The sequence below is a fragment of the Acidobacteriota bacterium genome (genome assembly GCA_026393675.1).
Lineage (GTDB): Bacteria > Acidobacteriota > Vicinamibacteria > Vicinamibacterales > JAKQTR01 > JBAXOX01.
Genome location: JAPKZQ010000004.1, coordinates 53,060 through 65,782 on the forward strand (window position 1 = coordinate 53,060; position 12,723 = coordinate 65,782).

The following is a 12,723-nucleotide window of genomic DNA, read 5'->3' on the forward strand; positions in this document are numbered from 1 at the left end:
GACGCGGTCGCTCACGGGACGCGGGCGTAGCGAATGCTCCATCCTTTGAGGGCCGCACATCGCGCCGTCGCCTCGGGGTGCGCGCCGAAATCATCGACCGCCCACGGCAGCTTCCACGTCCAGTTGATGTCGTCGATGACGGCGGGCACGTTGATGCGGTCGGTCCAGCCAAACACATCCTGGATGGGCAGCACGAGCAGATCTGATCCGGATGCGTAGAGCGCTTCAAGCAGTTGGTCGCGCACCTCGGGCCCAAACACGATGCCGGGATCGGTCGTCGTCGCACCTATCGCCGTCAGTGCCGCGGTCCGCTCGTCCACGTCGAGCAGATTCCACCACACCGCCAGCGTGTCGGTATCGTGCGTGCCCGACGTCGCCAGGGAGCAGGCCGGGTAGTCGCGCGGATTCCTGAACAGCTGGCCGGGCGCGTCCCACTCTCGCTCCCACCGCAGCACCCGGTAACCCGGAATGTTCAGCGAGCGCAGCGCCGCACGCACGAAATCCGGGATCGTGCCCAGGTCTTCGGCCACCACTTCGGCGCCACAGGCCATCAGCGCGCGCAACACCGCCTGGCCCTGGACGAGCTGATCGGCCTGGTCAGACGGGATGAACCGGGGCGGCCGATCACCGAGCGGGAACATCCACGTGCGAAACAGTCCCACAACATGATCGACGCGATAGCCGTCGAACAGATCGGCGACGCGACGCGCACGCCGTGTGAACCACTCGTACTGCCGGGCGGCCATCATGTCCCATCGATACACCGGCAGGCGCCAGTTCTGCCCCTCGTCACTGAACGCATCGGGCGGCGCGCCAATGGTGCCCTCGAACGAGAACAACTCCTGGTGAGCCCACACGTCGGCGCTGTCGGCAGCGACGCCGAACGGAAAATCGCCGAACACCCTGATGGCCCGCGCGGCCGATCTGGCGTCCTGCCACTGGCCATGCGCGATCCACTGCAGGTACTGGCGGAACAGCACTTCCTGGTCGAGTTCGTGCCGCGCGCGGACGAGCGCCTCCGGATTCCGGTCGCGAACCCCGTCAGGCCACTCCTGCCACTTCCTTCCACCCGCCATGTCGTGCAGGGCCCGGAAGAGCGCGTAGTCGTCCAGCCACCAGCGCTGCTGGTCGGCAAATCGCCTGAGATCAGCGGCTCTCGCCGAGTCGCGCGCCCACTCCTCGACGAGGAACCGCTCGAACGACGCCCTCAGCGCACCGAACTTGATCTCCCGCACCCGGTCGTAGTCGACACCCCTGGCGGCCCGTGCGTCGGCGAGCAGGTCGCGTGACGCGGCATCAAGCGTCGGCTCGCCGCCGAGCGCCTGGAAGTCGGGCACAGCGGGAACCGTAATGAAAATGGGATCGAGTGCCATCACGCTCGTGGCCGAATACGGCGAACTCTGGCCGGGAGCCATTTCGTTGAGCGGCAGCAGTTGCAGGAGTCGCAGCCCCGCATCGCGCATCCAGGCGGCCACAACCGGAAGATCAGCAAACTCGCCGATTCCCCAACTGCGTGTTGATGGACACGAGAAGAGCGGCAGCAGCAAACCAGCCTGGCGTCCCGTCCGGGTTCCGCCACGCGTCACTCGCTGGCCTCCACCCGCGCGAGCACCCTGGCGATCGCGCGGTCGAACACGTCGGGCGGCGGCAGCAGGCTGACGATGAGGAAGGCCTCCCGCGGGAAATCAAAGAAGTACCCGGGATGGACCAGGACGTGATCGTGTTCGAGGATGCGCAGCACGAGCGATTCTTCGGACTGCATCGCCGGCACCTGCATCACGGCATACCACCCGCCCTCTGACGCCAACACGCCGACCGCGGGCCTGGCGGCAGAGAGCGTCATCACGCTCCGGTAGTTGCGCGTGACCCGATCGCGAATCTGCGACCGAATCGTCGCTCCTTCGACAAGCAGTGTCGGGAGGGCCTCCTGGACGGGCGTTGAGACCGACAGGTAGGTATCGCAGATGAGCTCCAGGCGCTCGAGCGAGGCCTTCACCAGGGCGTCCGGGCCGTTGACGACCATCCAGCCGAGTTTCAACTGCGGCAGGCCCAGCGACTTCGATAATCCACCGAGGCTGAATGTCAGCGCCTCGCGCTGGGCCAGCACCGACGAGACGCGTGGCAGCTCGACGTCCAGCACGTACTCCGCGAACACCTCGTCACCAATGATGGCGATGTCGTGCGCCCGGCAGTGCGCCGCCAACGGCCCCAGGTCGTAGCGCGACAAGTAGGAGCCCGTGGGGGTGTTGGGACTCACGATGACGACGGCGCGGGTGCGCGGCGTGGTGGCCTGCTTGATGGCATCAACGTCATAGGCCCAACGCCCGTGAAAGTCCAGGGCGTACGGTCGCACCTGGACGGCATCGAGCGATGCGAGGTACTGGAACAGCGGGTAGCTCGGCACCGGCACCAGCACTTCGTCTCCGGGATCGCAGAGCAGCTTGAACAGCAGCGCGTAGGCTTCGCTGGTGCTGGCCGTCAGCACCACGCGATCGCGCGACACGGCAAACCCGCGCCGGCGACAATCGTCCACCACCGCTTGCCGGGCCGCAGGCCGGCCGAATGGCTGGGGGTGATAGCTGAGCGACGCAGGCGTCGAGAGGGCGTCGAGCAGCCGCGGCGGGTAGACCAGTCCGACCGCAGTGGGATTGGATTCCGTCAGGTCGTCGATGTCGATGTGTACACCACGCAGACGCGTGAGCGCCGCCGACAGGCGGTTGGGGGTGAGATCAAAGGAGAGTCTGGAGGAGAACACGTTTGGTGTCAGCTACTGTACAACGACGCGCCGTTCGGTCAAGCTGATCAGCATCCCCACGACGACCACCACGACGGCGCCGACCACGTTGTGCCAGAGGAAGGCGATCGTGGTGAATGTCGCGACCATCGCGACGGCGGCCATGCCGGCGAGCAGGCCCCAGAAGGCGCCGCGACTGGTGGCCCGCTTGATCCCGATCGCCAGAATGAACACGCCGAGCAGCGAGCCGTAGAAAAACGACCCGAACCGGTTGACCACTTCGATGAGCGATCCCAGGTTCGCCGCGTAGATCGCCACCGAGCAGGCCACCAGGCCCCAGAATCCCGTCGCCAGTTTTGACATGAACAGGTAATGCGCGTCGCTGGCGGTCTTCTTGATGTGTCGGCGATAGACGTCGATGATCGTGGAGGTCGCCAACGCATTCATCTCGCCGGCGCTCGCCGACATGGCCGCCGCGAAGATCGCTGCAATGATGAGCCCGACCAGCCCGACTGGCAATTTCGTGGTGACGAAGGTGGGGAAGACGTAGTTGACGTCGTTGTAATTGGCGTCCCCCGTCACCTCCTTGACCAGTGTCGCCGCCCTCGACCGGATCAACTTGACCCGCACCTCCGATGCCCGGAACGCCACGCGTGCACCCGCTGCGACCATCTGGTCGCCGCTCCGCTGTGCTGTCGCGAGCGCAATGGCGGTCTGCCGGCGCCGATCGAAGGCGGCCGTGAATTCCTGGTCGAGGTGCGCGTACTCGGCGGCACGGGGACTGGCGGCAACCTTCGCCTTGAAGACGGGATTGAACAGCATCGGTGGCTGGGTGAACAGGTAGAACACGAACACCAGCACGCCCACCATCAGGATCAGCGCCTGCAGCGGAATCTTGACGTACGCGCTGATCATCAGTGAACTGCGCGCCTGGTCGACCGACTTGGCCGTCAGGTACCGCTGCACCTGGCTCTGGTCGCACCCGAAATACGAGAGCATCAGGAACAAGCCGGCAATCGTGCCCGACCAGAACGTGTACTGCTCGTGGAGCGTGAACGAGAAATCGATGGTGCGCAGCCGGCCCACCGCGCCGGCGATATGCATGGCTTCGCCAAGCGAGACGTCGTGCGGCAGCCCGATGATGAGGGCGAGGACGGCCGCCAGCACGCCGGCGACCACCACCACCATCTGCTTGACGTCGGTCCACGCCACGGCCTGCACGCCGCCGAACATGGTGTAGAGGGCGGTCGGTACGCCGATGGCCAGCACCGTCAGGTACAGGTTCCATCCGAGCACGATTGAGAGGATAACCGCGGGCGCTGAGATGATCACGCCGGTGGACATGCTGCGCGACGCCAGGAACAGCAGGCTTGCCAGGGCGCGTGTCTTCGCGTCGAAGCGCCGCTCGAGATATTCGTAAGCCGTGTAGACGTGCGCGCGATAGAAGAACGGCACGATGGTGACCGACAGGATGATCATCGCAATCGGCAGCCCGAAGTAGAACTGCACGAAGCGCATCCCGTCGGCGTACGCCTGGCCCGTCGTCCCGACCAGGGTGATGGCACTCATTTGCGTGGCCATCACCGACAGCCCGGCAGCCCACCACGGCAGGCTGCGGTTGGCCAGGAAGTAGCCTTCGACCTGATCCGCCGATCGCGTCCGCTTCAGGCCGTCGTAGACGATCCAGATGAGGTAGGCGGCGATGATGGCCCAGTCGATGGCGCTCATAGGCTGCCGAAGTAGCGCCCGAACGCCCATAGCGCGAGGATGACCACCAGTTCGACGAGCGCGACGGCCAGGTAGGTCCGCCGGCGATCAGCTTCGTCCGCCTCCGGCGTCTCGCCGAGGTTTCCGCCGCTGGTCATAGTTGGGCGCTCCGCTCGCGCAAGGTGGCACTAGCCGCGATCAGGCGCGACCGGGCCTGGCTCACCCACTGCCGGTCGGCCTCCAGCGCGGATCGTGATGCGGCCAGCGCCCTGGTGGTTTCGGCGGGGGCCGGCCCGCCCGGGGTGGTGCGGACGTCGACAAAGTGCCTGGGAGACAGGAGCAGGGCCAGGCATGCCTCGGTGTAGACGAGCGGCGTGCCCAGTAGCTCCTGCGACGCGGTGGCGACAATGGCGCTGATGAGGGCCGACGGGTCCTCGTCGCGGCCCTTCACGACACGACCGGCAATCGCGTGCGCGGTGTCGAACGCCAGGCCGTGCTCGCGCACGAGGGTGTCGGCCAGCTCACTAATCGTGATCCACCCGGCGCCGGCCCTTGCCTCGAGGCGTGCGGCATCGAACCCGGCGCTGGCGATCGCCGCGGAGACAAGCGTGATGGCCCGGCCCGCGTCGTGAAACGTCTGATCGACCAGCGGCTGCAGGTCGTCCTCGGTGTCGACAATGTCGCCAAACGGCGTGTTGTGGATGCAGGTCACGATGGCGTTGGCCTGGCCGAGCGCCTTGCTGCAGATGGCCCTGGCGTGCTCGAGAGCCACCGGGTTGCGCTTCTGCGGCATGATGCTGCTGCCCTGTACGAAGCCGTCACCGAGACGCAGGTAAGCGAACTCGGCCGTACACCACAAGAGCATGTCCTGCACAAACCGCCCGAGGCCCGCCACCAGCACAGCCGTCGTCGTCACGTTTTCGAGCAGGTAGTCGGCCGTCGCGATGCTGCCGTAGGTGTTGCCGGTCGGCGCCGAGAAGCCCAGCAGGTCGCTGGTCAACTGCCGGTCGATGGGGAACGCCGTGCCGGTGATCGCGCAGGCCCCGAGCGGGCAGCGATTGGTCGTCTCGTGCGCCGCCTTGAGCCTTGTGGCGTCCCGTTCCAGTTGCTCAATCATCGCGAGCAGGTAGTGCGCCACCGTCGACGGTTGCGCCGGCTGCGTGTGGGTATGCAACGCCAGGATGGTGTGCCGGTGGCGGTCGGCTACGTCGAGAAGCGCCGATCGAAGCCCGAACGATGCGTCCAGCGTGGCCAGCACGTACTGCCGCTGGCGCATCCGGTACAACGTCATGTCGATATCGTTGCGGCTGCGGGCCGTGTGGAGGCGACCGGCGACGCCAGGTCCGCACGACGCGGTCAGCAGGTGCTCAACGTGGTAGAAGAGGTCCTCGCAGGTCCCGTCGTAGCAGGTCCGTTTGATCTGATCGATGGACACATGGTCGAGGGCGACCCGGATGGCGTGCGCATCGGCGCTCGAGATGATGCCGCAACTGGCCAGCATGACCAGATGCGCATAGTGCATCGCCATCATCGGCTCGAGGAAGAGCGACTTGGCGTCCTCGAAGTTCTCGTTCAGGACGCACGAGACGTATTCCGGTGCGAACGTCATGGCGCAGGTGCTCCTGGTTCGATGGAAAATAACACGCCGAAGTCAGCACGCGCGTGCTCAGCGCGCGCCGGGCCTCAGTCTACCAGAAGCCCGACGTCCCGCCGGGTCACAGGCCCTGGTCCTCCGGCCCGGCATGGTTGACGCCGGCGCGCCGACTTCTTATAGTCGAATTCATATTTCGAATTCATATTGCTCAGGATCCCGGCTCTCGTGCCAGAATCGATGGAACCCCGTCTCTCGCCACCGATCCGGACTCATCGTTGCCCTCTGGCGGGATTGGCTAGGGTGTGTTTACTGCAACGTTTGTGTCACTACCACGCAGGGGGCCGGGCATTTGGGCCCCAATTGAGGAGGATCACAAGAGATGCGCCTTACAATTCTCGTAGCCATACTGGCGCTCGCTCTGGCCGTTCCCGCCGCTGCTCAGTCGCAGGCGGCCAACGGCTCCATCCAGGGCACGGTCGTCGATGCGTCGGGCGCCGTGCTGCCTGGCGCGACGGTGACCGTGACCAATCCCGAGACCGGTGCGCACCGTACGGTCGTCACGAACGAGGCCGGGATGTTCCGCGCGCTGTTGTTGCCGCTCGGCACCTACAAGGTGGTCGCCGAACTCGAGGGTTTCAAGAAATACGAGGAGTCTGGCTTGAAGCTGAGTGTCGGCCAGACGATCGTCGTCAAGATCGCGATGGGCATGGGCGCGATCACTGAGACGGTGACGGTCAACGCGGCCGACAGGCCGGCGCTGGACCTCGCCCGCATCGACATCGGCCACACGATGACCGACCAGGAAGTGCACAGCCTGCCGCTGGTCGCGCGCAACCCGTACAACTACGCGCTGGTGCAGCCGGGCGTGACCGGCATCGAGAACGTGGAGTTCGGCGTTCCGCGCCTGGCGGCCAACGGCGCCGCGATGCGCATCAACTACCAGATTGACGGCAACACGAATACCGAGAAGGACCGCGCAGGCCTGCGCCTGCTGCCAATGTCCGAGGTCATGATCCAGGAAGTGAAAGTCGTGACCACGGGCTTCGCGCCCGAGTTCGGCCAGACGATGGGCATGGTCTTCAACGCGGTCACGCCGTCGGGCTCGAACACCTTTCACGGGCAGACCAGCTACCTGTTCCGCCGCAACGCGTTCAGCGCCTTCCCGTTCTTCTTCGGCTGCGGCAGCACGACGGCCGCGGCGAGCTGCCCGCCGGTGGCCGCCAACGCGGTGCGCCCGGCGACGAAAGTCGACACGATGACGGGAAACGTGGGCGGCCCCATCGTGAAGAGCAAGCTGTTCTTCTACGGCGGCGCGGAGCGGACGCGGCGCGACCTCTCGTCGGGCAGCCTCATCACGGTGAGCCAGGACGTCGTGGCCTCGGTCGGCCTGAAGCCGCAGCCCGACGCGGCGCCCAACGTGCAGACCGCGCAGTTTGTCATTGCGAAGCTCGACTACCAGCTGAATAACAACAACCGGCTGACCGGCCGCTGGATCCAGTTCCACAACAACGCGCCGTACAACAGCGGTGGCGGCACGGCGACGCTCGAGCGGGCGACCGACTTCCTCGACGCGATGGACTCGATCGCGGCGCAGATGGTGTCGACGTTCGGATCGAACCTGCTGAACGAGTTCCGGGTGCAGTACGCGCACCGCCACCAGAGCTCTGTCGCCAACGCCGACTCGGGCACCGGTCCGGCCGTCACGATCAGCTCGCCGGCGATCGCGTTCGGCGGCCCGTGGTCCGGCACCGGCCAGGGCAACGCCGGCTTCGACTTCAAGCAGAACATCTCGCAGGTGATCGACAACTTCACCTTCGTCCGCGGAAAGCACAGCTACAAATTCGGGTTCGACCTGCAGCACGTCTACGACGAGCGCACGGCGGCCCCGCAGTTCGTCTACACGTTCCCGACCGTGGCGGCCTACCTGGCGGCCAAGGCGGGCACCAGCCCGTTCGGCTACACGACGATGCAGCAGCTGACGGGCGATCGGTCGTTCAACATGGCGACCAACATCATGAGCTTCTTCGTGCAGGACGACTGGCAGTTGACGCCGTCCCTCAAGATGCTCTACGGCGTCCGCTACGACCTCTACCGGTACCCGGCTGGTCTCGCGAACGCTCCGCTGACGCAGACGCAGTCGTTCAACCTTGACAAGAACAACTTCGGCCCGCGCGTCGGCTTCGCGTGGTCCGTGAACCCCAACACGATGGTTCGCGCGAGTGCCGGCATCATGTACGACCAGCCGATCCTCGGCGGCTACGAGCAGGCGCTGCAACTCTCCGGTTCCCCGAAGGCGCCGGTGTACACGCTCAGCTCGACCTCGCCGGGCGCCCCGGCGTTTCCGAGCGCCATCAGTTCAGGCACGCTGGCCCAGCAGTCGCCGTGGGCGATCGATCCGACCTTCCAGGTCGCGCACACCTGGCAGACCAACATCCAGGTGGAGCACGCCTTCCGGCGCGACCTGTCGGTGTCGGCGGGGTTCATGTACGCGAAGGGCAGCCAGTTGCCGGTGGTCACCGACGTGAACCTGATCAACCCGATCGGCGCGCTGGGTGACGGGCGCCCGATCTACAGCACGGCGGTCAATGCGGACACGCGCGTCGATCCGCGCTTCAACCACATCCTGGAGGTGCAGTCGATCGGCACGTCGACCTTCAAATCGATGACGCTGCAGATGACCAAGCGCGTCGGGCAGGGGCTGGCCTTCAACGTCCAGTACCAGCTGGGCAAGGGGCTCGACACCACCCCGCTGCTCACGCAGATGACCGTGCAGTCGGAAGCCGGGCGCTCGGATCCCAGCAATCTGAACCGCGACCTCGGCCCGAACCCGCTCGACATGCGGCACAACTTCACCGGCAGCATCGTCTACACGACGTCGAGCAAGTCGACCAATCCGATTGTCCGCACGCTGCTGAGCGGCAACGAAATCGGTGTGCTGCTGCAGTTCAACAGCGGCCTGCCGGTGAACATCCTCGCCAACCGCGATCTCAACGGCGACGGCGTCAGCAGCGACCGCCCGCTTTTCGTGAATCGCAACCCGATGTATCTGCCGGTCCGCAAGAATGTCGACCTGCGTTACACCCGGTGGATCCCCATCCACGGATCGGTCCGCGGCGAGGTGATCATGGAGCTGAAGAACCTGTTCAACACGCAGCAGTTGTCGGGCATCAATACGACGACGGCGGTTGACACGCTCGGCAACCCGACGGCGGCAATTCCGACCGACCCATATCAGTTCGTAAACCCGTCGGGCTACGAGCAGCGGAAGTTCCAGCTCGGGTTCCGCGTTCGCTTCTAAACCCTGAGCTCACTTGAACTGAGTCGAAGGGTAGGAACATGACCATGAAGCGTCTTCTGATTATCGGCATCACGACCGGCGCCATCGCCTTTGCCGGGATCGCGACACACGACGCAGGCGTCCACGCACAGAGCCGGCAACTCTCGATCGTCAACGCCGACGGCGGCCACGTGGCGCTCGGCCTGGCAATCCGGCGCCTGGGGGTGTCGGGCACGTTCCTGCAGACGGCGGCGCACCCGGATGACGAACACAACCAGTTGTACGCCATGTTCACCCGGGGAATGGGCCTGCGGTCGATCGACGTCCAGACCACGCGTGGCGCGGGCGGGCAGAACGAAATCGGGCCGGAACTCTTCCAGGATATGGCGGTGCTCCGCACGTCGGAACTGCTGGCGGCGCACCGTCTCGATGGCGCCGAACAGTGGTTCATTCGGGCCATTGACTTCGGCTATTCGTTCAGCCCGGACGAGATCTACCAGAAGTGGGGACGCCGCGAGGTGGTCGCCGACTTCGTGCGTCTCATTCGCACGTTCCGTCCCGACGTGGTACTGACGATGAGCATCCAGGGGCGGGGCGGCGATCGCGCGCACGAAGCGACGGCGGTGTTGACCAGGGAAGCGTTCCGCGCGGCGGCCGATCCGACGCAATTCTCCGAACAGATCGCGCAAGGGCTTCGACCGTGGCAGGCGAAGAAGCTGTACTTCACCGGCGCGCCTGGGGCTGGCGCCATCGGCGGGCCTGGCGGTCCGCCCGCAGGCGGCGGCCGCGGCGCGGGCGCCCAGCCTCCGGCACCAGCAGCACCCACCACGCCGCCAACCGTACGGCTGGCGACGATCAACACGGGCATCTACGACCCGCTGCTGGGCCGCACGTACACCGAGATCGGGGCGGACGCCCGCAGCAACCACAAGTGCCAGGGCATGGGGCAGATGCCTTCCCTCCCAGGCAGTACCGGCCGCGGCGCGGGCCCAAGCCGCTATCAACTGGTGGACTCGACGATCCCGGGACAGACCGACAAGGACGAAACGTCGCTCTTCGACGGCGTTGATACGACGATCGCAGGTCTGGCGCAGTACGCGGGGTCAAACCCGCCCGACGCGCTGAAGACGGGGCTTGCGGCCATCGCCGATCAGGCCCGGATCGCCCAGCAGGCGTTTGATGGCGGCAACGATGGCGCGACGGCAGGCCCCATCGTGGCGGGCCTCTCGGCGCTGCGGGCGCTGCGGGCGCAACTCGGGTCGATGGGCCTTGGCGAGACGGCGCGCTACGAACTCGACACGCGCCTGTCGATCAAGGAACAGGACTACCAGAACGCGGCGCTGGCCGCCTACGGCGTCAGTTTCGAGGCGCTCGCCGATGACGGTCTGGTGATTGGCGGGCAGCCGGCCAAGATCTCGTTGCTCGTGACCAATCGAGGCGTAGCCGAGATCGCAGTGAGCGACGTGGCCGTCACCGGGTTTGACGGGCGTGCGGCGTGCACTCCCGGCCCGGTCAAGAAGGACGCGACGTTGACGTGTACCGCCGACGTCCAGATTCCAAAGACGGCGAAGCTGACGTCGCCGTACTGGACCGACGAGTACTGGAACACACCGACCCCGAAAGCCGCGTTGGACATCTACGAACCCGATGTGCCGTTTGGTGCGCCGTTCCGGCCAACGCCATTCCGCGCGGTGTTCCGGCTGAAGCTGGGAGGCGCCGAGGTCACAAGGGAATTGCCGGTTCAGTACCGCTACGCCAAGGACATCTTTGTTGGTGAGAAGCGGATTGAACTCAACGTCATACCTGCGTTCTCGGTCAAGATGACGCCGACGACGGCCGTGGTCCCGGCGGCCTCCGGGGCGGCTGCCAAGCCGGTGACGCGCGAGATCCACGTCTCGGTAACCAATGGCACCAAGGGACCGGCACAGGCCACCATCGCGCTCGAGGTTCCGCAAAGCTGGCAGGTTGTTCCGGCACAGGCACCGCTCAACTTCGTGGCCGAAGACGAATCGCTCACCGTGCGATTTGTCGTGACAGTACCGGCAACGGTCAAGCCCGGCGACTACAAGGTGCGGGCCGTGGTCACGTCGGCGGCCTCCGGTACCGATCGATTCAGCAGCGGCTATCAGGAGATTGACTATCCCCACATCGAGCGCCGCCAGGTAATCAAACCCGCCGTCACGTCGCTCAAGGTCATGAACGTCAAGGTCGCCCCCAACATCCGGATCGGCTTCATCGTGGGTGCCGGCGACCAGGTGCCGGCCGCGTTGGAGCAGCTCGGCGCCAAACTGGACTTCATCGAGCCCGACGATCTGGCGTGGGGCGATCTCAGCAGGTACGACGTGATCATGACGGGCGTCCGTGCCTACGAACGCCGGAAGGACCTTCGGGCCTACAACCGTCGCCTGCTCGACTTCGCCGAGCGCGGCGGGACGGTGATCGTGCAGTACAACAAGATGGAGTTCAACCAGGCGCAGTATGGCCCCTACCCTGCCCGGGTCAGCTCAGGCCGCGTCACCGACGAGAACGCGCCGGTGAAGGTGCTGGTCGCCGACCACCCGGTGTTCACCTTCCCGAACAAGATCGGCGAGAACACGTGGCGGGGCTGGGTGCAGGAGCGCGGTCTGTACTTCCTGGGCGAGAAGGATCCGAAATACGTGGACCTGGTACAGATGGAGGATCCGTTTCCCGACAATCCCGGCGTCAAGCTTGGTTCGCTGGTTGAAGCGAGAACCGGCAAAGGCCGGTGGCTCTACGTCGGCCTGGGCCTGTGGCGCCAGGTACCGGCGGAAGTCGAGGGAGCGTATCAGCTTCTGGCGAACCTGATCAGCCTCCCGAAGGCTCCGGCAACCGCACCAAAGACGCCGGCCAAGGCCGGGGCGCCGAAGTAGGAGGGGCCCGGATTACGGCATCACGAATTCGTGGTGCGCAGGTCGCACAGTCAGCACCGGACACGGCGCCTTGCGCACAACCTTCTCGGCCACGCTGCCAAGCAACATGTGGGCGACCGGACCACGGCCGTGCGTCCCCAGCACGATCAGATCGACGTCGTGGGCGCGGGCGTAGCGGATGATCTCGAGGAACGGATTGCCCGCAATGACCGCCGTCGTGACGCGCAGGCGTTGACGCTCCTCGTCGGTCACTATGGCACCAAGCCGCTCGGTCGCCTCTTTCTCGATCTCCTCGCGCAGGCTCGGCATCGACGCCACGTAGACCTCCGCGGCCCACGCGTGCGCCAGCAGGTCTTCCACCACGTGCACCAGGTGGAGTGACGACCCGAACGCCTCGGCCATCGCCTTGGCGTACTTCACGGCTGCTTCGGACGCCTCGCTGAAATCGGTGGGAACCAGGATGGTCTTGATGGCGAGCATGGGCACCTCCCGGAAGCCGAGGGACGGGAGCCGCGTGACG

General features: G+C 65.7%; 8 protein-coding genes. 2 read left to right on the forward strand and 6 right to left on the reverse strand.

Annotated features, from left to right (window positions below; translation table 11 throughout):
* Positions 1-11: 11 nt before the first annotated feature.
* Genes malQ through argH form a run of 5 tightly spaced genes read right to left on the reverse strand, consistent with a single transcriptional unit; the run spans position 12 to position 6,050 of the window.
* Positions 12-1,586 (reverse strand): 4-alpha-glucanotransferase, encoded by a 1,575-nt coding sequence (gene malQ / locus NT151_01700; protein ID MCX6537640.1) that lies wholly within the window; start codon positions 1,584-1,586, stop codon positions 12-14.
* Positions 1,583-2,755 (reverse strand): pyridoxal phosphate-dependent aminotransferase, encoded by a 1,173-nt coding sequence (locus tag NT151_01705; GenBank protein ID MCX6537641.1) that lies wholly within the window; start codon positions 2,753-2,755, stop codon positions 1,583-1,585. The genes malQ and NT151_01705 overlap by 4 nt, the downstream gene beginning before the upstream one ends.
* Positions 2,756-2,767: 12 nt before the next feature.
* The gene (locus NT151_01710) at positions 2,768-4,462 is read right to left on the reverse strand and encodes a sodium:solute symporter (protein MCX6537642.1); all 1,695 of its coding nucleotides are present in this window, start codon (positions 4,460-4,462) and stop codon (positions 2,768-2,770) included.
* Complete coding sequence (locus NT151_01715) at positions 4,459-4,599, reverse strand: hypothetical protein (protein ID MCX6537643.1); 141 nt, start codon at positions 4,597-4,599, stop codon at positions 4,459-4,461. The genes NT151_01710 and NT151_01715 overlap by 4 nt, the downstream gene beginning before the upstream one ends.
* Entirely contained in the window at positions 4,596-6,050 is a 1,455-nt protein-coding gene (gene argH, locus NT151_01720; GenBank protein ID MCX6537644.1) for an argininosuccinate lyase, read from the reverse strand. The genes NT151_01715 and argH overlap by 4 nt, the downstream gene beginning before the upstream one ends.
* Before the next feature lie 364 nt (positions 6,051-6,414).
* On the opposite strand from argH, the gene NT151_01725 reads away from it, so the two are divergent.
* On the forward strand, positions 6,415-9,333 hold the full coding sequence (locus tag NT151_01725) for a TonB-dependent receptor (GenBank protein MCX6537645.1): 2,919 nt from the start codon (positions 6,415-6,417) through the stop codon (positions 9,331-9,333).
* A gap of 44 nt (positions 9,334-9,377) precedes the next feature.
* Entirely contained in the window at positions 9,378-12,203 is a 2,826-nt protein-coding gene (locus NT151_01730; GenBank protein ID MCX6537646.1) for a PIG-L family deacetylase, read from the forward strand.
* A 12-nt stretch (positions 12,204-12,215) separates the two neighbouring features.
* On the opposite strand, the gene NT151_01735 is transcribed toward NT151_01730, so the two are convergent.
* Entirely contained in the window at positions 12,216-12,683 is a 468-nt protein-coding gene (locus NT151_01735; GenBank protein MCX6537647.1) for a universal stress protein, read from the reverse strand.
* Between the last annotated feature and the right edge of the window lie 40 nt (positions 12,684-12,723).